Origin of the sequence: Anaerocolumna sp. AGMB13025, assembly GCF_029689925.1 — a bacterium.
Classification (GTDB): domain Bacteria; phylum Bacillota; class Clostridia; order Lachnospirales; family Lachnospiraceae; genus Anaerocolumna.
The window spans coordinates 6,467,860-6,492,379 of sequence record NZ_CP121445.1 but is presented as its reverse complement, the minus strand read 5'-3'; the positions used below and the strand labels follow the sequence as shown (position 1 = coordinate 6,492,379).

At 35.8% G+C, this 24,520-nt stretch carries 34 protein-coding genes; all 34 read left to right on the top strand.

Annotated elements, in window-relative coordinates:
• The first annotated feature begins 17 nt into the window (after nt 1-17).
• The 34 genes from QA584_RS27230 to QA584_RS27065 all read left to right on the top strand — a co-directional run bounded on the left by QA584_RS27230 (nt 18) and on the right by QA584_RS27065 (nt 24,510).
• Nucleotides 18-77, top strand: coding sequence for an SHOCT domain-containing protein (locus tag QA584_RS27230; protein WP_278275243.1), 60 nt, complete (start codon nt 18-20; stop codon nt 75-77).
• Between the two features lie 96 nt (nt 78-173).
• A complete protein-coding gene (locus QA584_RS27225; RefSeq protein WP_278272238.1) occupies nt 174-554 on the top strand; it encodes a VOC family protein in 381 nt (126 codons plus the stop codon).
• Nucleotides 555-911: 357 nt separating this feature from the next.
• Nucleotides 912-1,886, top strand: coding sequence for a GNAT family N-acetyltransferase (locus QA584_RS27220; protein ID WP_278272237.1), 975 nt, complete (start codon nt 912-914; stop codon nt 1,884-1,886).
• A gap of 168 nt (nt 1,887-2,054) precedes the next feature.
• Complete coding sequence (locus tag QA584_RS27215) at nt 2,055-2,399, top strand: hypothetical protein (protein ID WP_278272236.1); 345 nt, start codon at nt 2,055-2,057, stop codon at nt 2,397-2,399.
• Nucleotides 2,400-2,562: 163 nt separating this feature from the next.
• Nucleotides 2,563-3,099: a hypothetical protein gene (locus tag QA584_RS27210; protein ID WP_278272235.1), complete on the top strand. Its 537-nt coding sequence runs from the start codon at nt 2,563-2,565 to the stop codon at nt 3,097-3,099.
• Nucleotides 3,100-3,366: 267 nt separating this feature from the next.
• Nucleotides 3,367-3,882: a VanZ family protein gene (locus QA584_RS27205; RefSeq protein WP_278272234.1), complete on the top strand. Its 516-nt coding sequence runs from the start codon at nt 3,367-3,369 to the stop codon at nt 3,880-3,882.
• 98 nt (nt 3,883-3,980) lie between these two features.
• Complete coding sequence (locus QA584_RS27200; RefSeq protein ID WP_278272233.1) at nt 3,981-4,817, top strand: alpha/beta hydrolase; 837 nt, start codon at nt 3,981-3,983, stop codon at nt 4,815-4,817.
• Between the two features lie 102 nt (nt 4,818-4,919).
• Entirely contained in the window at nt 4,920-5,306 is a 387-nt protein-coding gene (locus QA584_RS27195; protein ID WP_278272232.1) for a VOC family protein, read from the top strand.
• A gap of 44 nt (nt 5,307-5,350) precedes the next feature.
• Nucleotides 5,351-6,046, top strand: a complete 696-nt coding sequence (locus tag QA584_RS27190; protein WP_278272231.1) for an alpha/beta hydrolase — start codon at nt 5,351-5,353, stop codon at nt 6,044-6,046.
• 169 nt (nt 6,047-6,215) lie between these two features.
• Complete coding sequence (locus tag QA584_RS27185; protein WP_278272230.1) at nt 6,216-7,121, top strand: acyl-CoA thioester hydrolase/BAAT C-terminal domain-containing protein; 906 nt, start codon at nt 6,216-6,218, stop codon at nt 7,119-7,121.
• A gap of 86 nt (nt 7,122-7,207) precedes the next feature.
• The gene (locus QA584_RS27180; protein WP_278272229.1) at nt 7,208-7,459 is read left to right on the top strand and encodes a TIGR04076 family protein; all 252 of its coding nucleotides are present in this window, start codon (nt 7,208-7,210) and stop codon (nt 7,457-7,459) included.
• A 63-nt stretch (nt 7,460-7,522) separates the two neighbouring features.
• Complete coding sequence (locus tag QA584_RS27175) at nt 7,523-8,293, top strand: sugar phosphate isomerase/epimerase family protein (RefSeq protein WP_278272228.1); 771 nt, start codon at nt 7,523-7,525, stop codon at nt 8,291-8,293.
• Between the two features lie 36 nt (nt 8,294-8,329).
• Nucleotides 8,330-8,737 carry a GNAT family N-acetyltransferase gene (locus QA584_RS27170; protein WP_278272227.1) on the top strand — a complete coding sequence of 136 codons (408 nt, stop codon included), beginning with the start codon at nt 8,330-8,332 and terminating at the stop codon, nt 8,735-8,737.
• A gap of 85 nt (nt 8,738-8,822) precedes the next feature.
• Nucleotides 8,823-9,446 (top strand): DUF6273 domain-containing protein, encoded by a 624-nt coding sequence (locus QA584_RS27165; RefSeq protein WP_278272226.1) that lies wholly within the window; start codon nt 8,823-8,825, stop codon nt 9,444-9,446.
• Between the two features lie 74 nt (nt 9,447-9,520).
• Entirely contained in the window at nt 9,521-9,997 is a 477-nt protein-coding gene (locus QA584_RS27160; protein ID WP_278272225.1) for a pyridoxamine 5'-phosphate oxidase family protein, read from the top strand.
• Nucleotides 9,998-10,228: 231 nt separating this feature from the next.
• Nucleotides 10,229-11,359: a hypothetical protein gene (locus QA584_RS27155; RefSeq protein ID WP_278272224.1), complete on the top strand. Its 1,131-nt coding sequence runs from the start codon at nt 10,229-10,231 to the stop codon at nt 11,357-11,359.
• A gap of 81 nt (nt 11,360-11,440) precedes the next feature.
• On the top strand, nt 11,441-12,199 hold the full coding sequence (locus tag QA584_RS27150; RefSeq protein WP_278272223.1) for a nucleotidyltransferase domain-containing protein: 759 nt from the start codon (nt 11,441-11,443) through the stop codon (nt 12,197-12,199).
• On the top strand, nt 12,196-12,660 hold the full coding sequence (locus QA584_RS27145; RefSeq protein ID WP_278272222.1) for an HIT family protein: 465 nt from the start codon (nt 12,196-12,198) through the stop codon (nt 12,658-12,660). The genes QA584_RS27150 and QA584_RS27145 overlap by 4 nt, the downstream gene beginning before the upstream one ends.
• A gap of 3 nt (nt 12,661-12,663) precedes the next feature.
• Entirely contained in the window at nt 12,664-13,233 is a 570-nt protein-coding gene (locus QA584_RS27140; protein ID WP_278272221.1) for a hypothetical protein, read from the top strand.
• A gap of 147 nt (nt 13,234-13,380) precedes the next feature.
• Nucleotides 13,381-14,016: a helix-turn-helix domain-containing protein gene (locus QA584_RS27135; RefSeq protein ID WP_278272220.1), complete on the top strand. Its 636-nt coding sequence runs from the start codon at nt 13,381-13,383 to the stop codon at nt 14,014-14,016.
• A gap of 119 nt (nt 14,017-14,135) precedes the next feature.
• Nucleotides 14,136-14,462 carry a nucleotide pyrophosphohydrolase gene (locus QA584_RS27130; protein WP_278272219.1) on the top strand — a complete coding sequence of 109 codons (327 nt, stop codon included), beginning with the start codon at nt 14,136-14,138 and terminating at the stop codon, nt 14,460-14,462.
• A 56-nt stretch (nt 14,463-14,518) separates the two neighbouring features.
• Nucleotides 14,519-15,193 (top strand): HAD family hydrolase, encoded by a 675-nt coding sequence (locus QA584_RS27125; RefSeq protein WP_278272218.1) that lies wholly within the window; start codon nt 14,519-14,521, stop codon nt 15,191-15,193.
• 30 nt (nt 15,194-15,223) lie between these two features.
• Entirely contained in the window at nt 15,224-15,904 is a 681-nt protein-coding gene (locus tag QA584_RS27120) for a class I SAM-dependent methyltransferase (protein WP_278272217.1), read from the top strand.
• Nucleotides 15,905-16,016: 112 nt separating this feature from the next.
• The gene (locus QA584_RS27115; RefSeq protein ID WP_278272216.1) at nt 16,017-16,817 is read left to right on the top strand and encodes a hypothetical protein; all 801 of its coding nucleotides are present in this window, start codon (nt 16,017-16,019) and stop codon (nt 16,815-16,817) included.
• Nucleotides 16,818-16,911: 94 nt separating this feature from the next.
• On the top strand, nt 16,912-17,676 hold the full coding sequence (locus QA584_RS27110) for an HAD-IIB family hydrolase (protein ID WP_278272215.1): 765 nt from the start codon (nt 16,912-16,914) through the stop codon (nt 17,674-17,676).
• A gap of 1,042 nt (nt 17,677-18,718) precedes the next feature.
• On the top strand, nt 18,719-19,144 hold the full coding sequence (locus QA584_RS27105) for a VOC family protein (protein ID WP_278272214.1): 426 nt from the start codon (nt 18,719-18,721) through the stop codon (nt 19,142-19,144).
• A 164-nt stretch (nt 19,145-19,308) separates the two neighbouring features.
• Entirely contained in the window at nt 19,309-20,079 is a 771-nt protein-coding gene (locus QA584_RS27100) for a class I SAM-dependent methyltransferase (RefSeq protein WP_278272213.1), read from the top strand.
• 209 nt (nt 20,080-20,288) lie between these two features.
• Nucleotides 20,289-20,819, top strand: coding sequence for a GNAT family N-acetyltransferase (locus QA584_RS27095; protein ID WP_278272212.1), 531 nt, complete (start codon nt 20,289-20,291; stop codon nt 20,817-20,819).
• 42 nt (nt 20,820-20,861) lie between these two features.
• Entirely contained in the window at nt 20,862-21,413 is a 552-nt protein-coding gene (locus tag QA584_RS27090) for a GNAT family N-acetyltransferase (protein ID WP_278272211.1), read from the top strand.
• A 5-nt stretch (nt 21,414-21,418) separates the two neighbouring features.
• Complete coding sequence (locus QA584_RS27085; protein ID WP_278272210.1) at nt 21,419-22,213, top strand: M28 family peptidase; 795 nt, start codon at nt 21,419-21,421, stop codon at nt 22,211-22,213.
• 142 nt (nt 22,214-22,355) lie between these two features.
• Complete coding sequence (locus QA584_RS27080; protein WP_278272209.1) at nt 22,356-22,733, top strand: cytidine deaminase family protein; 378 nt, start codon at nt 22,356-22,358, stop codon at nt 22,731-22,733.
• A 218-nt stretch (nt 22,734-22,951) separates the two neighbouring features.
• Nucleotides 22,952-23,392, top strand: a complete 441-nt coding sequence (locus QA584_RS27075; protein WP_278272208.1) for a flavodoxin family protein — start codon at nt 22,952-22,954, stop codon at nt 23,390-23,392.
• Between the two features lie 188 nt (nt 23,393-23,580).
• A complete protein-coding gene (locus QA584_RS27070) occupies nt 23,581-24,045 on the top strand; it encodes a transcriptional regulator (RefSeq protein ID WP_278272207.1) in 465 nt (154 codons plus the stop codon).
• A gap of 51 nt (nt 24,046-24,096) precedes the next feature.
• Nucleotides 24,097-24,510, top strand: coding sequence for a VOC family protein (locus QA584_RS27065; protein ID WP_278272206.1), 414 nt, complete (start codon nt 24,097-24,099; stop codon nt 24,508-24,510).
• Nucleotides 24,511-24,520: the final 10 nt, after the last annotated feature.

Genomic DNA, 24,520 nt, shown 5'->3' with positions numbered 1-24,520 from the left:
TCAAAGGCTTGTTAGATATGGGAGTAATAACGAAAGAAGAATTTGAAATGAAGAAAAAGAAACTTTTAAACTTATAACTGCATAACAATACAACAATAGTTTTTTGCGAGTAAGTTTTTGGAAAAAGCAATTAAATATGATGTAGAAAAATTATATTAGTGGAGGAATAATATATGCTTATACCTCATTTACATTTTGACGGAAATTGCTTGGAAGCGATTGACGTGTATGAAAAAGCCTTTAATACAAAAGTAGACACAGAATCAATTGATTATATGTCTGATGGTAAAAAAATAGCTCACGCTATTATAAAAATTCATGGTACAGAAGTATTTTTAAATGATGCATTGAAATTTATAAACGATACATTCGATATAAATTGTGGTGCCCATTTAATAATTACATTTAATTCAGTAGATGAATTACTAGTTTGTTATGAAATTTTAAAATCAGATGACAAACTCTCTCCATTTTATGAAACTTCATACAGTAAGCTTGTAGGTAATTTTAAAGATAAATTTGGGGTTTTATGGGGTTTTATGGTGACTGCCTAATAAGCATAATCAGAAGCTATTCCAACTGCCCACTTTATTTATTAAAACTAATAAAACACAAAAGAAAGAAACAGACAAATCAGATAAAAAAATACTTTATATGAGGATTAATATATGAGTGGAAATATAAATGCTCAAGGGCATCTTGATACGGTAAATGCACCGTGGGGAAAATTGTTATTAAATTGGTATGGCACAACATAGACTGCGAAGGTAAAAAAATACTCAATTTTGTAAAAACGAGGAAATGCCGGAATTTAGGAATATTGCATTTTTTCATCATGTCATTCTTAAACATACAATATATGAGCAATGATATGAGAAGTGAAAACATAATGTTGTGTAGGAGAAGTAGAAATGAAAGAAAATATGGACGTAAGAAAAGCATGCAATATAGGTAGGAAAGAATACAGTAGAAATATTAATACAAAGCAATTTCAGATATTAACAGACATTAATTTAATATGGGATTTTATGGTGGAAATCTATGGGCGCAATTTCAGCAATGGTGTGGCGGCTCCTTTTTATGAATATGCCATCACATCAACTTGGATGGACATCTCGTATCAGTACTTGAACCGTATTTGGTTTGATGGAGACAAAATTGTAGCATTTGTTTTCACAGAATCACCGGTTACTAATATATTTTTTAATCTTCGTCCGGGATATGAAGAATTAGTGGAGGAATTACTTGATTACGCGGAAGATTATATGCCGAATTTTGATAAGCAGAGACAATTCATTTTATTTAAAGGTCAGGACGTTCTAATTGATGCAGTGGCAAAGAGAGGATATAGTAAGGTGCATGAAGAACACGACTTCGTTTTCGATTTTCAAAATGAACTTACCTATAAGCTGCCGGAAGGTTTTCACTTCGTGAAGGAGAGTGAGGTTGATCCTATAAAACTGGCTAGGTGTTGCTGGAAAGGATTCGATCATGAGCAGAATATAGGTCCATTTGAAAAATGGGAAGAGGCAGATTGCGAAACTGGCTGGAATCCACAAAAGGGATATAATGGTGTACGAAAAGGTAGGATGTGTCCGGCTCCTCATGCAACGCCCCAATTTGATGTAGTCATTGCAAACGAAGAAGAAGAGTATGTTTGTTACTCCGGAATGTGGTGGGTTAAGGAGAACAATTTAGCTTATATGGAGCCCTTATGCACCATACCAGAATATAGAAACAGAGGATTGGCAGCGGTTGCATTATCGAAACATTATGAACGAATGAAGAAGCTTGGTGCAACTCACATGACTGGCGGAGGGAACGAATTTTATAAGAAAATTGGTTACTCTGACGGGATTGTATGGACCCATTGGAAGAAGATCTGATGGAAATGCATGGAAGTGATTGAATTGTATGAAAAGGCTTTTAATACAAAAGTAGACACAGAATCAATTGAGTAACAGCTTAAGATTTAATAAGTTGTAAACTTCACATTGTGTTGATTAAAGCAATGAAAGACATGAATCTCAAGATATATACAAAGAGGTGAAAATATGATAAAAACTGAATTTGGCATTATAGACAAAATTGAATTCAAAAAAGATTATAAGTATGAACCAGAAAGATATAATTGTGTTTTTATTGATGATGACACCTATATTGATGATTGGTGGATACGTCTAAGTACCATGAAAACGTACTTTCATTGCATGGAGAGACCCAGTATAGCGCTTGATCGCTGGGGGATCACATTAATACCACCTGAGTCTTTAGCAACATTTCAAGATATAGTGATTAGCGATTATCGCATTAATTCTGATAACCATCTTGTTGAACTAGCAGAAAAAATAAAGATTGCAATTGAAAACAATAAATTTATGATACATTTTGGAGTATAAGTAACTTACAGAATTGATCCGACTTCCTATTATGAATAAATAGTTATCCGTTTATGGAACCACTGCGCTAGCAGTAAACTAATAAAACACAAAAGAAAGAAAACAGACAAATCAAATAAAAATACTTTATGTGAGGATAAAAAATCGGAATAAACGAGGGATTATGAAAATATACATTGTTGGTGCGGTGTCCAGTGGTAAGACTACGCTTGCTAGAAAGTTATCAAAAAAACTAAATATTCAGTATCAACCCCTTGATGAAGTTGTTCATATTCCAGATAAATCGAGTCCTTGGGGAAATCGAAAAAGACAACCTGAAGAACGAGATACTATGTTTTACTCAATAATACAACAGTCAATGTGGATAATTGAAGATATAGGAAGACCGTGTTTTGTTGAGGGCTTAAAGGTAGCTGATACAATTATACTTCTTGAAGTCCCGACACGGACAAGAAATTATAGAATTATTAAGCGATGGATAAAACAACTACTTGGTATTGAAAAATGTATTTATAATCCTGATATTAATATGCTTAAATGCATGTTGCAATGGTCGAAGGATTATGATCTAGGGATTGATAAATTAAAAGAAAGGATATCTCCCTATCAAGGGAAAGTTATTGCAATAAAAAATAATAGAGAGATTAATAACTTTATAAGGAAATTAACTAATGAAACACGAAAGAAAGAAACAGACTAATCAGACCCAAAATGCTTTATGTGAGGATTACTATATGAGTGGAGATATAAATATTCAAGGGTATCTTGATACGGAGTCTTTAACGCAGAACTTGCATTTGAAGTGAAAAATTATACCGAAACGGTTTATGAACACTGTGAATTATCCGTAAATGGTGAAGGTTTTACAGCATTAAGAAGCAAATACTACAATGATTATTACACTTCAACTCGAAGAAGAAATTAAAATAATATTTCTTTGATTTAGTTGAAAGGAAGGAATTGAACCATGAAAGAAATAAATAAAACGAATAAGTTAACAATTATATTATTTATCATATATTTAATTGCTGTGCTTGAAATTATAGTATTTAAATTAGAATTGCCGTTTAGTAATACAGGATATCTTAGAAATATAAATTTAATTCCATTTCATGAATCCGTAATACTAAACGGAAAAATTGATTATTCAGAAATTATTATGAATATGGTAATTTTTGTACCTCTGGGTATTTATGTAGAGATGATATTCTCGAAATGGTCCATTACGAAAAAGATTTCAATGTTTTTTATTATAAGCTTGATATGTGAAGTACTACAATTCATATTTGCTATGGGAGCTTCTGATATTACAGATATCATCAATAATACATTGGGAGGAATTATAGGTTTATTGATATATAAGGTAATCGTCAAACTATTTAGTAATAGGGATAAAGCTCATAAATTTGTTAATATAGTGGCTGCAATTGGAACGGTTTTCATGGTATTATTCCTGGCAATCCTTTTAATTACTAATTTGTAATTGATTAATTTTACATATAAAGTTAGTAAATATTTTCTGTGTTTTTGTAAAAGTGGATAGATACTTTAGCCTGTAATTATATACAGAGAGGTAATCATATGAAAACAAAACTAGTAGTGAATAATCAAGACTTACAATGGCTTTATTCGCCAGATTGGGAGTACTACGATTATGGTTATTGCAAAAGACATTTGCAGATGCTCTTACCCTATAAAGATGAATGGAAACAAGACGAAACATTCCCAATTATACTCTTAATTCCTGGTTCAGCTTGGCATAAACAGGAACTATATAATGATATTCCAAAGTTTACAAAACTTGCGGAGCGGGGGTTTGCGATTGCTGTATTGGAATATCGTGAATCAGATATTTCTGTATTTCCGGCACAGGTTGAGGATGTGAGTAATGCGTTAGAATTTATAGCTGCTAAGGCAGAACAATTTCATTTTGATAGGAATCGCATATTTTTAATGGGAAATTCGTCAGGGGGTCATGTTGCCATGATGTCGGTTCTTTTTCATGCACATGGATTATGCAAAACGTTACCTAATATTCGAGGCGTGATTTCGGAAAGTGGTTCTACCGATCTATTGATTTGTGAAAAGGATCCGCTTCCACCATGGATGAAGGTTCGTCCGTCTACAGTACTTCTTGGGATAGACAAAATTGAAGGAAATGAAGAACTTGCTGAAAAAGCTTCCTGTGGGAGGTATATTACAAACGATGTGAAACTTCCTCCTGTCCTGCTTTTTCATAGTGAAAACGATCCAATTGTTTCAGTGGAAAATAGCAGGGTATTGTATGATAAGCTTAGTAATACACACCATGAAGTCTATTATTATGAACTGGAAGGAAACGATTCACATGGTGGGAATGATTTCTATGATAGTAAAATACTAAATATCATACAAGAATTTTGTGATAAGCAAAAATAATGATATTTGGTGGAGAGTCATTATCCTTATATAATTATTTGCAAGCAGTCACTTTAAAGAAAAAGTAAATACATTATGATTTATATTGTACAGGAGGGAAATATGAAAAATTATACTCAGGTTTATGTGAAAAATAGTTTCGAGGCGGCAGAAATTTATTGCAAAGCCTTTGGCGCAGAAATTACATTTGAAATGAAAAATAATGCCGAAACAGAATATGAACACTGTGAATTATCCGTAAATGGTGAAGGTTTTTTAGCATTAAGCGAAGCTGCAAACCCTTGCGACATAAACATAGTTCACAAAATGAAATGGGAAACAATGACTTTTAATGTTTTTGAGATGGGAAGCGAAGAAGCGGTTTATAATGCCTTTCATATTTTGAGTAATGGCGGTGTTGTTATTCATCCCATTCAGGAAGTTCCGTGGAGCAAATGTTGTGCGACAGTTATTGATAAATTTGGAGTGTGTTGGTGGATTGCTATTTAATAAGCAAGAAGGAATGGACATATTTTAAATAGTTGGAGGCAAACATGAAAACACAAAGTATTAAAATTAACACGATCCCAGCTATTATTTGGGGAGAAAAGTCAGACAAGATATATATTCATGTCCACGGAAAAATGTCCTGCAAAGAACAGGCAGAGAGTTTTGCACAAATCGCTGAAAAAAAGGGTTATCAAACACTTAGTTTTGATTTGCCGGAACATGGCGAAAGAAAAGACAGTGATTATCGTTGTGACATCTGGAATGGTATCCACGACCTTACTGAGATTGGTAATTATGCATTTTCAAGGTGGAGTGATGTTTCGCTATTTGCTTGCAGTCTTGGGGCATACTTTAGCTTAAATGCATATGCAGACAGAAAGTTTATAAACTGTCTTTTCCAATCACCGGTGTTAGATATGGAATACCTTGTTCAGCAAATGTTTTGCTGGTTTCATATAACAGAGGAAAAGTTATATATGGAAAAAGAAATTCCGACGCCTGTTGATTTATTACGTTGGGACTATTATCAGTACATAAAAAAACATCCAATTAAAAAATGGGACATCCCGACTTCAATACTTTATGGGGGAAAAGACAACCTGCAATCAGTAGAAGTGATTCAGAAATTTGTGAAAGCACACGACTGTAAACTGACAATCTCTCAAAATAGTGAACATCCCTTTATGGAGAAAGAGGATACAGAAACAGTTCGTAGGTGGCTCTTAGAAAACATAGGATAACATGAAATGGAGAATTAGAATGCCAAAAGTTAAGTTAACGGTGACATAGAGTAAATGCAGAGGCGGTTATTGTAAAAAAGGTGATGTTTCTACAAGTGATGGATTAAAAATGTTCCAACGGTAAGTATCATAAGTAAGATAAAGTATTACAAAGGAAGGTTAAAAATATATGAAAATGTTAATACCGATAATAACGTCCGTAACTAATGAGGGGTTTGATGGTATATTTTATCCAACACAACAAAAGGAAAATGTAATTATTTTCATATCAGGTTCTGAGGGAGGATTGGGTGCAGGTAGGAGAATGGGATTGTATTATCAGGGGCTGGGGTATTCGACTCTGGCACTCGGATTATTCCACACCAGGCATACGAATAAATCCCTCTCCAAAGTGCCGGTCGAATACATGGAACGAGCTGTAGACTGGCTTAAAAAGGGTGGTTACAGTAAGATTGTCGTAGATGGAATATCCAAAGGATCGGAATATGCATTATATGCATCAGCTGTCATATCGGATATTACCGGTGTTATTGCCAGAGTGCCATCATACTTTATCAGTGAGGGACTGGCTAAAAAAAGACCTGCTGGTAATTCCTGCTGGAGCTATAAAGGAAGAGAACTCTCGTTTACACCATATAAAACCCGAATAATCAGTAAGTTAAAAATGTTATTGATTGAGAAACAGTTTTCTTTGATGTCTATAAACAGGGATAAAAATGTTACAGAAGAATCCGTCATTCCAGTAGAACAAATTCATGGATCGATTCTATTGATGTCTACCCAAGCGGATACGGTATGGCCTTGTGATATATATGCTAAAAAAATTAAAGAACGGCTTGCGGTGAATCATTTCTCATATGAAGTACAACATATTTCGTTTAATTATATGAGCCATTTTCTTTTGCCAATGACTGAAAAAAAATCGCTTAAGTTGCTGCGCATACTGTTTCGGTCTGAACGCCAGCACCAGGAGGAATGCATGCAGGAACGAAAAGAGATGGAGAGAGTAACATTAGAATTTCTGAAAAAAATATTTTATAAGGAAAATAATAAAATACCAGAGATCAAGCAGTGAACATCCCTTTATGGAAAAGGAGGATGCAGAAACAGTTCGTATGTGGCTTTTAGAAAACATAGGATAACATGAAACGGAGAATTAGAATGCCAAAAGTAAAGTTAACGGTGACAGAGAGTAAATGCAGAGGTGGTTATTGTAAAAAAGGCGATATATTTATAATTGAGGACTTGTGCCCGCCAATTTGCCATGAATTGTGGAATTGCATGTATCCGCTAATTTACGCAATACAAAATGGAGCGGATTTAGATTATGGAAATATTCGTTCTCCGCAGTTTGATATGAAATGCCCCGATAGCGGGAGGGTAAGTATTCATGGGGAGAGAATAGATAATTAGCTGATTGTTGATATGGAAATAATCTATAAAATAAGCAAGCTAAGAATTTGGAGGAATTTATTCATGTTAGGAATTTATGACTGGTTCGGTTATGACGTATCTATCAAAGATAGATATAAACTCATAAAAGAGGCTGGTTTTGATACTGTAATGCTATGGTGGAGTGAGGGGTTTGGAAGAGGAACGGATTACCGAAATAGCGTGGAATATGCAAGAAACACAGGATTATTTATAGAAAATATACATACACCCGTCCAGGAACAGAATAATTTTTCCTTGAATAATCTGGATGGAGAAAGGGTATTTCAGTGTTATTTACAATGTATAAAAGATTGTTCAGAATTTCATATACCAACAATGGTCATACATTTACCAAGTGATCGGTATCCAATTAATAAATTAGGGATGGAAAGAGTTAAAAAGATAACAAATCAAGCAGAAGAATTCAATGTTAAGGTTGCCTTTGAAAATCTAGAAAACATTCATAATTTAGCTTACGTTTTTAACACGGTCAATTCTAAGAAGATAGGTTTCTGTTACGATAGCTGTCATCATGCCAATTATGCAAGTGAAGATGATTTATTAGGGAAATATGGAAATCGCTTGTTGGCATTGCATTTACATGATAATGGTGGGCAGAGAAATCAACATCAGTTGCCTTTTGATGGTAATTTAGACTGGTCAAGGCTTATGCAAAAAATAGTACTTACAGGATATAAAGGTGCAATCACATTAGAACCTATGAATTGGGGATATGAAAAATTATCAATGGAAGAATTTCTTGGCAGGGCATATAAAAAGGCGAAAGAATTGGATGACAGTCGTACAAATTAACTAATGGATATAGTTTACTATACATAGAGGTATACAATGTTTGAGTTTAAATACACAAAGAATTTTACACAAGAACAGTTAAGCGAATTGTTTTTATCTGTCGATTGGTATTCCGGAAAATTTCCGGAAAAGTTAAAAATTGCTTTTGAAAATTCCAGCCGAGTTATTTCAGCATGGGAGGGTGAAAAACTGATTGGTCTAATTAGAGGATTAGATGATGGTATTTGGCAGGCTACCATTGATTGTTTATTAGTGAATCCGAAATATCAAGGGCAGCATATTGCTTCCACTTTATTAAAGATGCTCTTAAAGGATTATGAACATTTTCTATATGTGGATGTGGTTCCTGATGAAAAACAAAATGTTTCATTTTATCAAAAGCACGGATTTGAAATCATGGAAGAGGGAACTCCTTTACAAATAAAGGGTGCAAATTGGAAGTAGAACTCCTGGTTTGTGGAAGAGGTCAACTACTTTCCAATATCGAAACTGAACGAAAGAAATCTTATATAATACAAGGAGAAGAAGAATGACAGCGTTTTCCATTGGCTCAATCGTGCCATTTGGCAGTTATATGTGGCGCGTTCTTGAGGTACAAGGCAATGCAGCCCTGATTATAACGGAATACATAATTGAACAACACCCCTATCATGATCATGCCGGTGAGGTGACATGGGCTGACTGCTCCCTAAGAACATATCTTAACGGTGAGTTTTATAACAAATTCACCCAGGCAGAACAGTCAAGAATCCTTCCGGTATTAAACCAAAATCAAGACAATCAGTGGTACGGTTCAAGAGGCGGGGAAGATACCAAAGATTACATATTTCTTCTAAGTATAGAAGAAGCAGTGAGTAAATATTTCGGTGACAGCAGTAAAAATCTTGAAAACCGCAGCACCAAACAACGATACTGGTTTCAAAAGAAAGACGATAACAACACCAAACGAAGGTCTACCTTTGATGGGTATGTATGGTGGTGGTGGCTTCGCTCCCCCGGGCGTGATAATAAAAGAGCTGTTTATATCCACGGCGATGGCAATATAGGCATTCAGGGAAATGGTACCTTCCGGTATAGCAGTAACACGATTCACCCTTTGACGGGTGACAACAGTGGGGGAGTTCGTCCTGCGCTGTGGCTGAGTTTGGAATAATATATCCTGGGGCACTTATTAGGTGGCTCGGTTTATTACAATATAGATGACATCAACTAAAGGAGAAGAAAAAAATGAGCAAATACGAAAACGCAATGAAACTAATGGAGGAGCGGTGCGGAAATGGCAAAGAGGAAGTGATTGCACTTGGTACAATAGCACTGTCTCCTAACGCATCGGGAAATCCCCGCCCTGCTGTCCGTATGGTCTGCGCCTATTATGAAGATGGGGCATTTTTCATATCTACGGATGCAAAGAAGAATAAAATGCTGCAAATTGAGAAGAACACGGAGGTGTCCGTCTGTGGGTTAGGCTGGTATGCATTCCAAGGTACGGCCGAAAATCTTGGTTGGGTCAAAGATGAGAAGAATGCCGAAATTAGAGCGAAGTTCAAAAGCATCTTCGATTGGTTTGATGAAGTTGGAGACGAAGATAATAAAACTTCAATCGTTCTGCGAATCACCCTTACAGAGGGAACTATTATTGATAATGAACAAAAATACGGTGAGTCCCAGTATGAAGTTGACTTTATCAATCATACGGCTAAATAAATCCGTATCCTATGAGTGTCTGCTCCTGTAGTCATTTCAGAGGTTAATTGTGACTTGGCAATGGCATTCGAAATCTTTTATCTTGCAGATGTATAACAGTAACTTGCTTAGCTGACTTATAATAAACTCATAAGTATAACTAAATTCTAAAAGAATGTTCCATAATATTTGGTTAACAACCATTATAAGAGTACAAGGAGTACATACTATTTACAATAACGGTGGTTTATTATGAATATTTCAAAATCAATTGATTTTCTACTGGAAAACGCAGGTCCAGTGATACAATATAGACTACGGAAAGAAATTCTCGGCAATCTAAAGGAACCAGAAGAAAAAAACCTGTTGGAGCAAATCTATCAAACGCCCCATTTTAAGTTACTGCAAAGTTACATCAAGCCCAATGGATATATTGGCAGCGGGGCTCATAGCTGGGATAACTGGCGGGGTGTGGTACTCCATGAAACACCTTTGCAGGATGGTGAAGCAGCTGCACGGCTGCTCTCCTACTTTGGGATACCCAAAACTCACCCGATTGTTGTGAATTTCGTAGCAGCTATGCGTGATGAGGAAACCTTGCGGAAAGAATTTTCGTATATACCGCCTGAAGCAGTCCGATATGAAAATCGGTTCCGGGGCATCAGCAGCGGCTTTTGTCTGATGATTTTAATCTATACCATGCAGGCCATGCTTGGCTATGGTGATGACGGGTATGTAAGACCTTTTCAAAATATTGCCCTAGAAGCCTTTAAGAGCATATTACCTCTCTCATCCCTCAATGAAATAACCAAGATACGCCAAAGCAAAGCAAAATGTAACTACCCATACCTAGAGGAAAATGCGAGCTTCCCGTGTCAATACCATTTAGAGACTCTGGCTTATACAAACGCATGGAGAACTCCAGAAAATATAATGTTGATGGCTGATGCGCTGAATCATTATAACACAATTCTACATGGCACAAATCCTATTCATGTTAAAATTGGCTCTACCTATTACGTTCCTTTTCCGCTTAATATGTCAAACAGCCCCATCCGACCATTCCGTGCAGACTTAATTGACAGCTTAACTTACCGTCGGCTGCTGACTGAAATTGCAATGCTTGGAGTAGGCGAACGCGTGGGGGTGATAAAGGATTCTATTACAGGCATTGAAGAAGCTCTCACAAGTGATGGTATACTCAAAATGAGATTTGATTTGCCCCATAACAAGCGCTATTCCCCAAAGAACCTTGAATATCCGACTCCTTATGCCGATGTGCGCCTGGAACCGGATTATAAACGTAAATATGCCCTTGAATGTGATTTGACCTTTTGGGCTGTGCAATTTTTGCATCTTTGTGGCGTTACTGACTTACCTTAATAGGCAAACGGTGAAGTGATTGCAATTCCAACACTAAATTAATTTATTACATAGCGAAACAGAAATTTATCGGAGGACATCATGATAACAGAAAGAGATATAACAGAAACCCTTAAAACTGAGCTTCAGCCGCTTCCTTACCTATATGCATTCTGGATAGAGGGTTCCTTTGCTATGGGAGATGCTGATGAATATTCAGATATTGACTATTGGATTGATGTTGAGGATAATTACGTAAAGGATGCATTAGAACATGTTGAACTGGCATTAAGAAAATTAGGGGAATTGGATGAGCGGGACGAAACCGGCAATGATCATCCGAAACTTGGACAGATTGTATATCACATAAAAGGTTCAAGTCCCTATTTAGTATTGGATTTTAACTGGCAGCTCCATTCAAGAGACAGAAAAGAATATCATTACATTAAGAATGATATTGTAGAGGGAGCCTTAGTCATATTTGATAAAGACGATGTTATAAGATTTGAAGAGGCAGACAAACAGGAAATCCTCAAGAATAAAAAAATCTGTATGCAGGAATGTGATTATAGATATAGTCAGCATCTCCGTGTAAGAAAGTATATTAACCGGGGTACTTTCGCAGAATGCTACGCGTATTACAATAAGTTTGTAATTGAACCGCTTGTTATGCTATTGAGATTAAAGTTTACTCCCTTATATCCGTATCATTATTTACTCCATATATCAAGGCACATGCCACTTGATGTTGTTAATCGTTTGGAAAAGTTGATTCAAGTGAAATCGTTGGAGGATATGGAAAATAGAATGAAGGAAGCAAAAGAATGGTATCAGGAGTTACATGAGGAGGTTGCCAGATGAGCTGCAAAATGTGCGAAAATCATAAGAACATACTATATGATCCATATTTTATCATGGAGCTTGAAACAGGATATGTGATTTTAGGCTGGTATCAGAGGTTTTTGGGTTACACAGTTTTTAACTGTAAACAACATGGTCCCGAATTACATGACTTAGAACATAACTTTAGAGTAAAATTTCTTGAAGAAATGGCACTGGTGGCAGAGGCGGTTTTTAATGTTTTTAAGCCTGAAAAAATGAACTATGAATTGCTTGGAAATGGTTGTCAACATCTTCATTGGCATTTATACCCAAGACGCACAGGAGATACACCAATAATAAGTTCAGTGTATCAACTGTCTAATGAAGAATTATTTGATGAGTCAACAAGACCAGATGACGGACAAAGAAAAGAATTGATCAGTAGGATTAAGAAAGAAATTATCCGTTTACGTTCTAAAATAAACATAATGGAGGAATAAAAAATGCCGACTTTAAAAAAGATAAGAGACACCATGAAAAAGCAGAAAATAAATGATAACATAATGGAACAAATGGACTTTGAAGCGGACTGCAATAATCCGCATAATATTACTGCTCTGATTGACAAAATGGATCAGTTGCTTACTAAGGAGCAATGTCTGTCGATTATGCAAAAACAAGGCTGCTGCAAGAGCGGTCAGCGTGATCGGGACTGTAAGGCTTTTGCTCTGGAACACGGAGACAAACCTTTTGCTGAAAAACTTGCCTTGATGTCAACTATTCAATATATGATGTCGCCTTGTCTGAATGAAGATGGCACCTTTACAATTACTCTAGAGGGTTATCAAAATGGCGTACATAAAGGTAAGACCACTTGTTCCTGTGGTTCGATTAAAAAAGTAAAACAACCTTTTTCCATCTCACCAACCTATTGCGGCTGCTGTGCAGGACACTTTTTATATCATTATCAAAACGCCTTGGGAGTAAAACTGAAATTGAAAGAAATCAATTCATCCCCACTTAATACTAACGGTGAGAAGCCATGCAAGTTTACTTTTGAAGTCTTCGGTTAACCTAAAGCTATTATTGGAAAACAAAACTATATAAACAAACAGAAAAGTAAATGTAAAGTCAAGTTGCGGAAATGCAAAGTTGATGTGGTGGCAAGAGAAGGAGTTCTTTACTACAATGAAATCACCAAATTATGAGGAGGATTTCAGATGAAATTAGCAGATAAAATATTAAACCTTAGAAAGACGAATGGTATGTCACAAGAGGATTTAGCTGATAAGCTAAAGGTTACCAGACAGGCGGTCTCTCGCTGGGAAATGGGGACTGCTCAGCCGGATACACCAAATGTGTTGCAGTTGAGTAAGCTCTTTGGTGTTACTACCGATTTCTTATTAAACGATGATTATGAAAGCGAACATTCTATACCTATTGTGAATGAAACCGAAACTATAAGAAAGACCGAAGCCAATCGGCAATTAGCATTTATTGTTCTAATAGGTCTGAATTTGGTGATTTTAATACAGCAATTGATTGCTTGCTTTGTCATCCAAAGCGCGATTTTTTCTTTGGCTGGAACCATGCTTAGTATTACGTTAGCAGTTGGCTTCGGGTTTGGTTATCATAAAATCACACCTGAACCAGAGAGCGCTAAAAAATACTATTTCAAGTTCTATATTGTTACTTTTTGGCTAGCAGCATATTTTCCCATCAGATTACTTATGAATATGGTAATAAGGCTGTACCCTCGACCATACACTGATTTTGCTTTTGAGGTTATTGTAGTGTTGCTGTATTTAATAATTTCAATTTTTGCTACGCAGTTGCTTAAGAAAAAAGCAAAGTAATTCAGCGATTAATTTCCTTCAGGGAATAATGGTCAAAGGGTTTCTTTACTTTTAATCTTAAATTACAGGCTGCACATAAAGTCATAACGGATTTTTATACTAAGATGGAGGCTAAAATAATGAGTGATTTTGGTTTCAAAGACATGCAGGCAATACAGGCGGAACTACAAGAAAAATATATCGATAAATGGGGTGGATTATCTCCGGAAAAGGGAAGGGAAACGTTGCTCTGGATGATAATTGAAGCTGGAGAAGCAGCCGATATTATTAAAAAGGATGGAGACGAAAAAATTGTAAAGGATGAAAAAATACGAAATCATTTTATAGAAGAAATTTGTGATGTTTTTATGTATTTGAATGATGTAATGCTGTGTTATTCTATAACACCTGAAGAACTAGAAAAGATATATGTAGATAAACATCAAAAAAATATGAAGCGTTGGTAATCTTAAATCGTAGATTGGATTTTTACATACAAAAGTAATTGCAGGAAGGAAAAACAATGACACGAGCTGTAATTTTTGACATGTTTGAAACATTAATCACACATTATAATAGTCCCCTGTATTTTGGTGCACAGATGGCGGAGGACGCAGGAATTCCAGAAGATAAGTTTCAATTACTTTGGCGCCCCACCGAAGAGGAACGAACGATAGGGAAATTAACCTTGGAGGAAGTGGTGGAGAGAATACTTAGAGAGAATCATTGTTATTCCGAAACACTGCGAAAGAAAATTACAGATAAACGGATCGCAGCAAAGGAAGAGTGTTTCAGGCATTTACATCCTGAAATTGTTCCAATGCTTTCAGCGCTAAAAAATGAGGGTTTCTTAATCGGATTAATAAGTAACTGTTTTTCGGAGGAAGCATACGTAATCCGAAAAAGTGAACTATTTCCTTATTTTGATGCAGTTTATCTTTCTTATGAGCAAGGGATTCAAAAGCCGGATGAGGATATATTTATCAGATGTATGAATCACTTATCGGTGAAGCCAGAAGAATGCATGTATGTTGGAGATGGAGGCAGCTATGAGTTAGAGACTGCCAGAAAACTAGGGATGAAAGCAGTTCAAGCTGCCTGGTATTTGCAGGAAGGAACTACTCAGCCCGTAAAGCGTATAAAAGACTTCTTGCAAATGGAAAGACCGTTGGATGTGCTGAAAATTTTGGATTTGTAGGTTAGCAATTTTCAAAGGGAGGACCTAATAATGGTGAAACCAAAAGGATGGAATTGGAAAGAAGCAAATGAAGTATTATGGACAAATCCATGTGAAGAGAGTTATTACTATGCAAACAAATGGAAGAGAGAAGGTAAAAAAACAATTCTTGATTTGGGGTGCGGACTGGGAAGGCATTCTATTTTATTTGCAAAGGAAGGTTTTGATGTAACGGCAGCCGACTTATCCCAGGAGGGTATCAATTATCTAAACGATTGGAAGAATAAAGTTGGTCTTGAAATAGTGACTAAAGTATGTGATATGAATCAACTTCCCTTTAAAGCGAATGAGTTTGATTGCGTTTGGTCATACCATGTTATTTCTCATACGGATACGGCAGGTTTTTTGGTAATCTTAAAGGAAATAGAACGAGTATTAAAGCCTGGTGGGAACATTTACTTTACACTATGCTCAAAAGAAGACCAGGCATATAAGGAAGCCGGTTTTCCAGTTGTTGATAGTAATACAATTATGAAAACAGATGGTCCTGAAAAGGATGTACCTCATTATTATGTTGAATTAAATGATATCTTAGATTTCTTATGTAATTTTGACATCGTTCAAATTAAACATGTTAATAACTGTTTTTTTGGCGGAAGCAAACAAAATAGAGTACATTATTATATTGAAGCAATTTTAAAGGAAGATGGACTTCATAGTTGTAATGTGTAAAAGGTTCTACTTATTAAAAGTAATAAGTGTATCCAATCTCTAAAAAAGACAAGAGGATTTCCTTTATACGGTACTATAATTATTAGTAAGCATGTTGATTTGAGGTGATAGTTTGATATATATAGCAGATTCTAATTGGAATCCTACGAAAAGCAACCCATTTACAGCCAAAGGCTTATATGATGAGAATTGGTCAGCCTTTCTATACGATTCAGACGTATCCTATTTTACTAACGTCTATCCGGGGACTAATCTGCATGTGATTAGATTTTCACCTGATGCTGACAAAAATTATATACGATTGTTTGACTTTTTAAATTACGAATTATCCTATCAAAGAAATGTGATATTAAAAGTTAACATTGGTATGAAGGCAGAAGACATTATTGAGCTTTTTAATAAAACACCACATCAGGTTAGATACCGAAGTTCTGACGAGAATTATATGGTACACAGTACAACACTGTCCGCCTGGGAATCAATTAAGCAAGATGGAGCATTGTTATCTCCTAATTTATTAAAGGAAAATAATAGAGCGGTAAATGAAATTGGATTAAAACCAATGAATGAACCAAAAGATTATTCGGATTATATTATGCTGGACGTACTTGACGGTTGTGGTGAACTTGTAGTAAATTCCCATAACATTGGAAGTGTCTGCATTGATCCAAATACCATCTATACCCCTGGTGTCAGGTTATATTTCGATGTGAGGAAAATGTTTGCAGACGAACTAGTAACTCGAGACGGATTACATCCTGTGAAGGTAAAGGACAGGCTCCCATTGCGAGATTATCTGCTTGCTGCTATTACTGCCAATGATTTTGCTACTAATATAAAGTGGACTCCCTCTTTATTTACCCAAAAGGCAAATGAACTTTTTTATTTAAAATATGTAAGAGGAGCATACTGAAAAGGTATTGTAACATCGCAATGATTATTAACGAATTTTATCCCAAACTATCTTTTTCAAAAAAGATATGATAGAATATCACCGAGGTGATTACATGTATATTTTATCAAGCGATTTTGACGGTACTTTAACGCAGCATGGTACTGTATCAGACAAGGACAAGGCTGCAATTGCGGCATGGAGAAAAGAGGGTAATCTATTCGGAGTCAATACCGGTCGTGGCTACTGCGGTATTAAGGCAGAACTGGAACGCCATCAGGTAGAATTTGATTATCTGATATGTAACAACGGTGGTTTGATTTATGAAAATGAAGCGAAGCCGGTGGAACAGAAAACTGCAGACGGTGCAATTCTCCCTTCGCTGGTTTCATTAATTTTAGAATCTGGAGGTTTTCATGCATCAATCGGTCGAATAGAGCTTGACCAAGAAGCCAATTATTGGATTAGTGAGAAGGCAGATAGTAAACCAGGTCCTGAATTTACTAAAATTTTAGTGGAGGATTTGAAGGAGATTACGTACTTTACCCAGCTGAGTACCCAGTATGAGAAAGAAGAGCAGGCGAATCAATGTACTAGACAAATCAACGAACTATTTGGTGACAAGGTAACCGCCTTCCAAAATGGCGTTTGTATTGATATCGTTCCGATAGGAGTGAATAAAGCCACAGGATTACTTTGTTACATGAATTTAAAGGAAGTTCCGAAAGAGAAGGTACTGGTTATTGGAGATAATTTTAATGATTTGGACATGATTCTGGAATTTGACGGATTCAGTGTGAATTCCGGAAGACCAGAGGTCATTGCCAAGGCGAGAAAAGCCTTTGACAGTATCGCTGGACTTATCGGTGAATACATATAAATCTATACAAATGCGTATCTCCAGACAGGTAACGGGTCTGATATTGGAGTGCAGTAGGCTGTCCATTCTTCAGGACAGCCATTACTAAACAATCTTGAAAGATAGTTTATTCATGGGTGCTCTGCTTTATTTTATCCCAAATGTTTTCACACATTCTTACCGATTAAAGTTATCATTATCTTTTTAAAGCATTTCAAGACTCGGCGCTTATACTTCCATCCCGTTGTACATGACTTTTCCTAACGTACTCATATCGTTTAGCTCTAATTCTTTATTCTGAAATACATTTCCGATAAGGCTTCTATGAAAACATCCCCAAGTCTACTCATAACCAGTATCACATCGTTCAATTGGTTTTATAGCCATTTCGTAAAAATGATTCCTAACTTTATCAAAATACCAAAATCAGAAAAGTTAGGGAAAATAATATTGATATCCTTTGGAGCAACATCAATTCCCCAGAGTGCCATAACAAACACCCCTCTTAAGGATACCTCAACCGTAGGCATAAATCTTGATATATGTTTGATCATAAATAATTATAAATTTCTTACATCTTAATAAGAATATCAGATATTCTCTTATAGCAACTATATTTTTTTCAAACTTAACACCATAATTTGTCGAAACTGAAAATGTACTGCCAGTCCGTGTTTATTGGTAATTTATGTTTATTTATCTATTTTTATTTGTTATAATAAACAAAAGAAATAATAAACAAAAGAAAAATAAATAAAAGAAAAATAAACAAAGGATATAATAGTACAATACTAAAAGGCTATTCAGGAACTACCGAAAGGAATATAAACGATAGAAACGTTTAATCGCTTAATCCATCTAATAATACAGAGAAAGCCGTAATGAATAACAAGATTAATTAAAACAAAATGCAAGTAGATTACTCACTCAAGTATTTACAGAATAACTGTATAAAAATATTAACGTTCAAAGGTACAGCGCTTATAGCAATAGAGTTAAATATAAAAATGGCAATTATGAAATTATGAAATAAATTATTATTTATAATAGGAGGTATGATTGAATGGATCATGAATTGAAAATCAAAATGTATTCCTTTACCATGGACTGCAAAGACTCTCATGAATTAGCCAAATTTTATGGGGCATTGCTTAATTGGGAAGTAATGCTTATGGAGGAAGACTGGGCATGTGTATATGCTCCGGGAACCTTTCAAGGCACCTATCCCAGTATACTATTTCAAAAAAACCCAGAGTACAAACTGCCAGTGTGGCCGGAGAAGCCGGATTCTCAACAGCAAATGGCACATCTGGACTTCGCGGTGAATGATTTAGAAAAAGCAGTTAGTCATGCAATCCAGTGTGGGGCAGTTATTGCAGAGGATCAATTTTCTGATGATTGGAGAGTCATGTTTGACCCCGCCGGACATCCTTTTTGTTTATGTCAAATGAAAACGGTAATGGAAAGCGAACATTTTGGGCTGTTATAGGAAATAGATGTCTGGATCTATCTTGATGAATTAGGATTTTGTCAAAATGGATAGCTTCATTAGGCAAAAAGCTTTTAGGGATATTAGAGTAACAGAGTGAGAAACACACAAGGATTAGTGTTGATTAACAGGGAAATAAAAATTAGTGGGGGATAACTATCAACATGGAAAACAATGATATTATACAAAATAATAAAACCTATTGGGATACCAATGCGGATTTTTGGTTTGGAACTACAGCACTTCCGGAATATGGGGTGAAATTTGTAACAGAAGATGACTTGCATTTATTTGGGGATGTATCCGGCAAAAAAATGTTAGAAGTATGTTGCGGTAGCGGTCATTCTTTAAAATACAATGCAGATAGAAATGCTTCTGAATTATGGGGGGTGGATTTATCTCATAAACAAATTGAAAATGCAAAAGCATATTTGAAAGAAAATGGTTATACAGCCAAATTTCTATGTGGTCCCATGGAATCAGACCTCGATATCCCAAGCAATTATTTTGATTATGTATATTCCATCTATGGCATTGGATGGACCACAGATTTGCAAGGAACCTTTAACAAAATAGCCTCCTATTTAAAAAAAGATGGGATATTTATATTTAGCTGGCATCATACGTTGAATCTTTGTGTGGCGTGGTCCTGTGAGGAACGAAAAGAAGTAATCGAGAACAATCAATTGACTTTTCAGAAGAGTTATTTTGATGAATCGTATTTTACTATGCCGGTCCATGACAGCGAGATTGTTCTATGTAACCGTAAAATATCAACCTACATAAATGCATTAGCAAGGGCAGGCTTTGTTGTTGAACAGATGATTGAGGAAACTGATAAAAAAATCATGGAATCTTTTGAAGATGATAGCGATAAGGCGAAAAAGGCAAGAATGCTTCCGCTTTCAGTATGTTTTAAGGCAAGAAAACTGTAGGAAGGTGAGTGGTCTTGGATACGCAAGAGGGTAAATATTACGATGATGTATTTCAGCTTGTTTGATATAGTTATGGCAATTGCTATGTTCCTGTGAGGATGGATTTTCTACCATTCCAATGGGTAATGAAAAAGCATCAAAGTTTCTGACCGGATATACTATGCGGTCCCTAAAAGACAAATTATTGATATACCTGGAAGGAGAAAAAATTGACAGAACAGTATTACTTGGTAAAACCCCTGAAATCCGATGAGGAGGCAGTAAAACTTTTAACTGACAAGTGGCAATCATTTGGCGGCAGAATGAACCCGGGACTCTTAAGAAGTTTTACAGGTAACTTCTCAGAATGGCTCTTGTATATTGAGAATTGCAGTAATGGTATTAACATAGGAGAGGAAGTACCCCAAACATTATTTTTTCTTAAGAACAGCGAAGGAGCGATTTTAGGAGCAGTATCCTTAAGACACTATTTAAATCATACGAATATCATTGATGGCGGTCATATTGGATATGGTATATGCCCGGAATATCGGGGAAGGGGATATGGAAATCTAATTCTGCAATTAGCTTTAAAAGAATTAGCAGAAATGGGAGTTTCTAAGGTCCTTGTAACCTGTGATTCCGATAATATCCCATCCCAAAAGGTGATTTTGCATAATAACGGGGTTTTAGAAAATCAAACCTTTGATGAAGATGGAATAGAGATTAACCGGTACTGGATAGACAACATTAAGTTATAAGCGAAGGTTTCTCGAAGAAAATACAGATATGAGGTAAATAAAGTGGTACAGTTACAGACAGAACGGACAATTATTAGAGACCATTGTGAGGAAGACCTGCTAACCCATCATGCTCTTTTTAGTGACAAGACTGGCATGTATTATTTGCAGGATATTGCAACTAACACCCTTGAAGAATCAAAAATAAACCTTCAAACTACTATAAATGAAATTGATAAAATGAATCGAAAACTATACTTCTTACGAATAGAAGATAAAGATTCGCGGGAACATATCGGTGAAATCGGTTATACAGTAGAAAAAACTACTCCATTAGGCAAACTGGTTGGGATGGGTTATTTTATAAGGCAGAAGTTTTGGGGCAGAGGATATACCACGGAAGCCCTCAAGGAACTGATCCGTTTTGCATTTGAAGAAGATGGAGTGTTTCGAATTTCCTGCGGCTGCATAAAAGATAACATTGGTTCTGAAAAAGTCATGATAAAAGGCGGAATGATAAAAGAAGCTGAATTCAAATCATACGTCTGGCATGATGGGAAATTGAAGGATAGAGTGGAATATAGAATATTAAAAAACGAATGGAAACCAGAGTAAATTGTATGTTGAATCATGTTAAAATTTTGGCAAAGAGTAATAAAAACGAGCGTTTTAATAATTTACTAAAAATATTGGAGAATTATAATTTAAAATATGATATTTGTGATGTTAAATTTAGAAATCACTATGTGAAAAATATAGTCGTTCCAGTTAACAGGACATGGGGAGTAAAAAGGTTTGTTTTATCGGCACATTATGATAATTTTGATGGAAGCACAGCGGCGAATGATAATTCCTCTGGTGTTGCAGTATTAATAAAATTGGCACAATTTATGCAAAATGTAAAACTAATATATCGTTACGATGTTGTTTTTTTTGACAGGGAAGAATATGAAGACAGAGGCAGTGAACAATACATAGAAAATATAGGCAAGGATAATATTTTAGGTGCTATTAATGTTGATACCTGTGGTTTTGGCAATACTATTATGCTTGGTCCTGTAAAAAATCTGGCAAATAGTATATTTCAATTTATTACGAAGGAAATATTAGAACAGCACCTGGTACAATTAATAAATAAAACACCAGGTTCCGATGACAGGAGTTTTGAAAATGTAGACATTCCTAATTTATCCATAGGAATTGTTCCAAGTGAAGATGTCCCGTTAATATTGGCTATAATAGAATGTGAAATGGATGGCAAAGATCCTTCGACTGTAGAGGGTCTTAGGCCACCGACATTTGTTGAAACAACTCATAATGGTACAAAAGATAATATAAAGTATGTTTCTGAAAACTCTATGCAAATTACTTATAAGTTTTTGAAGCACTTAATAGAAATACAAAATCAAGCATAAGAGGATAGACAGCATTGAAAGGAATAACAATGGAAGAAATATTAACGTGGATTCTTATGCCAAAGCGGTTACAGCTTTATCGACCATCATATAGGTAAAGTTATTTAGCTCCATATTCAAATAAAAGGAGGGTAGAAGTGGAATGCAATTTGAAGAATTAAAAAGAATAGCCATTGACACACTAAATCCCCATGAATTATCAGCAGGTTCCTATGCTGGCTCAGTTGCCGCAGCTCTAGTTACAGATAAGGGCAATGTATATAAAGGAGTGTGTATCGATACACCCTGCTCCATGGGATTTTGTGCGGAACATGCTGCAATTGCAGCGATGGTAACAGCCGGAGAAAGTAGAATTACCAAAATAGTGGCGGTATGTGAAGGCAATGGAATTGTGGCTCCCTGTGGTAGATGCAGGGAATTTATGTACCAAATAAATCATGACAATTTAGAAACAGAAGTTCTATTAGACAGAGGGATTTTTACCTTAAGAGAACTGTTGCCCCACATATGGAAAGACTAATAACACCTACAACACCTAATATCATGGGTAACTTAATAAGTACTATTTGTGGATAAACGAATTTATTTTTGTAAAAGCAATTAAATTATAAATTTTAAGGAACTAGTTCGAAGAAAAAGAATCATCACACGAATTGATTCTTACAACCTGTAAAAAATGTTCACATTTTATAATTGGCAGTATTGCAATTGAACTTGCGATATGCAATGGAGGTAACTATGAAAACGATTATTATTTATTACACCTTTGGCGGCTCTACACAAAAAGAGGCCGCACGATTAGCCGCAGAGCTTAAGGCTCCTTTATGCCGGGTAAAGGAAACCCGAAACCGTAGTTTTCTGGGGTCTTTTATTCCGGGAGGTTATTTAGCAATGCATCGAAAACCGGTATCCATACAACCCTTAGATGTTGATTTAAAGGACTATGATCAGATTTATATTGGTTGTCCTGTGTGGGCCGGATATCCTGCCCCTGCCTTTAATGCCATTGTGCAGCAGCTGCCGGCGGGTAAAAAAGTTGAACTCTTTTTATGTTCTGGCGGCGGTGGTACAGAAAAAAGTGAGTCAGGAACGAAAGAAATGATTGAAAAGAAAGGCTGCTCCGTTGCTTCATACCGTGACGTCCTTACAGGGGTAAAACCCGGAAAAATGAAAGAATAATTTTTTTTACAAGCCTCTCGGCTTGATTTTTGGACAGAGTAGAGTCTTGACAAAATATAAGCAGTGTCCTGGGCCGGTTGACATGAAATGAATCTATATACACTGATATTCATAAAAGATACAGAGAGACTTTTTGATACGGAAATCTAAGTTAGTACATAAGAACATTGGATTGTGAGGTCATTTACATGCAGGATATAAGAATAATAAAAATGCCGCAATTAAAAGTGGTAAGTTCAGGAGCAATAACTAATATAGAGGAATTAGAGGCGTTTGATACCTGGTGGTCAGCTATAGACGTAAGTCAGTATATTACACCTCGTGACTTTATGTGGTATAACGAGAAAGAAAAATATATGGAATGGGTTTTTGCTGTTCCAGACAATTATAACAACTTTGATAAGTACAAATTTGTAGATTTCCCAGGTGGGCTATATGCTGTTGCAACGTCAAAGGACACAGAGGAAGACTCTAATATTACGAAAGAGCAAATTCGCAAATGGGTTATTGAAAGCGGTTGTTTTGCATTATCAACGAGTGAAAATGATACAACGATACGTTATGCCATGAATCATGTGGTAACCCCCAAAATATTTAAAACAAAGATGGGCTATCATCTAACCGATAATTTTGTTCCGATTGTTGCATTATAATTTGTAATTGGCTGGTTATCCATTAAACATGGTATCATAGGGAGAACTTATATGAAATTTATACAAAAATTATGCTTTTCTGGAGAAACAGAGGAGGCATTGGAACTATACAAGAGAGCTTTCGGCTGTACCGTAAGGAGTTTATTGCATTATTCTGATGCTGTTATTAACGGATGGGAGAAATTAGATAAGGAAAAAGAATTACTCGTTTACCATTCTGAGATTATGTTTGGAGAACAAGAGGTAAGGATGAGTGATTTGTCTGATGAAGCAGATGTAAAACTGACAAAAGAAGTAAAACACATGATCGGGTTTGATACAGCTGACGAGGTTGAACATGCTTATCAGGTACTTAGCGAAGGCGGAGAAATATTAAAGCCACTTGAAAGACCGCCGTATATGGTTATTATCGGTGAAGTAAAGGACCGCTTCGGGGTTAAGTGGGAGTTGATGTGTGACTTTTAACTGGTACAGG

Coding starts and splice junctions, on each gene's coding strand:
- QA584_RS27225 (WP_278272238.1), top strand. CDS start 174: ATGCTTATACCTCATTTACATTTTGACGGAAATTGCTTGGAAGCGATT.
- QA584_RS27220 (WP_278272237.1), top strand. CDS start 912: ATGAAAGAAAATATGGACGTAAGAAAAGCATGCAATATAGGTAGGAAA.
- QA584_RS27215 (WP_278272236.1), top strand. CDS start 2,055: ATGATAAAAACTGAATTTGGCATTATAGACAAAATTGAATTCAAAAAA.
- QA584_RS27210 (WP_278272235.1), top strand. CDS start 2,563: ATGAAAATATACATTGTTGGTGCGGTGTCCAGTGGTAAGACTACGCTT.
- QA584_RS27205 (WP_278272234.1), top strand. CDS start 3,367: ATGAAAGAAATAAATAAAACGAATAAGTTAACAATTATATTATTTATC.
- QA584_RS27200 (WP_278272233.1), top strand. CDS start 3,981: ATGAAAACAAAACTAGTAGTGAATAATCAAGACTTACAATGGCTTTAT.
- QA584_RS27195 (WP_278272232.1), top strand. CDS start 4,920: ATGAAAAATTATACTCAGGTTTATGTGAAAAATAGTTTCGAGGCGGCA.
- QA584_RS27190 (WP_278272231.1), top strand. CDS start 5,351: ATGAAAACACAAAGTATTAAAATTAACACGATCCCAGCTATTATTTGG.
- QA584_RS27185 (WP_278272230.1), top strand. CDS start 6,216: ATGAAAATGTTAATACCGATAATAACGTCCGTAACTAATGAGGGGTTT.
- QA584_RS27180 (WP_278272229.1), top strand. CDS start 7,208: ATGCCAAAAGTAAAGTTAACGGTGACAGAGAGTAAATGCAGAGGTGGT.
- QA584_RS27175 (WP_278272228.1), top strand. CDS start 7,523: ATGTTAGGAATTTATGACTGGTTCGGTTATGACGTATCTATCAAAGAT.
- QA584_RS27170 (WP_278272227.1), top strand. CDS start 8,330: ATGTTTGAGTTTAAATACACAAAGAATTTTACACAAGAACAGTTAAGC.
- QA584_RS27165 (WP_278272226.1), top strand. CDS start 8,823: ATGACAGCGTTTTCCATTGGCTCAATCGTGCCATTTGGCAGTTATATG.
- QA584_RS27160 (WP_278272225.1), top strand. CDS start 9,521: ATGAGCAAATACGAAAACGCAATGAAACTAATGGAGGAGCGGTGCGGA.
- QA584_RS27155 (WP_278272224.1), top strand. CDS start 10,229: ATGAATATTTCAAAATCAATTGATTTTCTACTGGAAAACGCAGGTCCA.
- QA584_RS27150 (WP_278272223.1), top strand. CDS start 11,441: ATGATAACAGAAAGAGATATAACAGAAACCCTTAAAACTGAGCTTCAG.
- QA584_RS27145 (WP_278272222.1), top strand. CDS start 12,196: ATGAGCTGCAAAATGTGCGAAAATCATAAGAACATACTATATGATCCA.
- QA584_RS27140 (WP_278272221.1), top strand. CDS start 12,664: ATGCCGACTTTAAAAAAGATAAGAGACACCATGAAAAAGCAGAAAATA.
- QA584_RS27135 (WP_278272220.1), top strand. CDS start 13,381: ATGAAATTAGCAGATAAAATATTAAACCTTAGAAAGACGAATGGTATG.
- QA584_RS27130 (WP_278272219.1), top strand. CDS start 14,136: ATGAGTGATTTTGGTTTCAAAGACATGCAGGCAATACAGGCGGAACTA.
- QA584_RS27125 (WP_278272218.1), top strand. CDS start 14,519: ATGACACGAGCTGTAATTTTTGACATGTTTGAAACATTAATCACACAT.
- QA584_RS27120 (WP_278272217.1), top strand. CDS start 15,224: ATGGTGAAACCAAAAGGATGGAATTGGAAAGAAGCAAATGAAGTATTA.
- QA584_RS27110 (WP_278272215.1), top strand. CDS start 16,912: ATGTATATTTTATCAAGCGATTTTGACGGTACTTTAACGCAGCATGGT.
- QA584_RS27105 (WP_278272214.1), top strand. CDS start 18,719: ATGGATCATGAATTGAAAATCAAAATGTATTCCTTTACCATGGACTGC.
- QA584_RS27100 (WP_278272213.1), top strand. CDS start 19,309: ATGGAAAACAATGATATTATACAAAATAATAAAACCTATTGGGATACC.
- QA584_RS27085 (WP_278272210.1), top strand. CDS start 21,419: ATGTTGAATCATGTTAAAATTTTGGCAAAGAGTAATAAAAACGAGCGT.
- QA584_RS27080 (WP_278272209.1), top strand. CDS start 22,356: ATGCAATTTGAAGAATTAAAAAGAATAGCCATTGACACACTAAATCCC.
- QA584_RS27075 (WP_278272208.1), top strand. CDS start 22,952: ATGAAAACGATTATTATTTATTACACCTTTGGCGGCTCTACACAAAAA.
- QA584_RS27070 (WP_278272207.1), top strand. CDS start 23,581: ATGCAGGATATAAGAATAATAAAAATGCCGCAATTAAAAGTGGTAAGT.
- QA584_RS27065 (WP_278272206.1), top strand. CDS start 24,097: ATGAAATTTATACAAAAATTATGCTTTTCTGGAGAAACAGAGGAGGCA.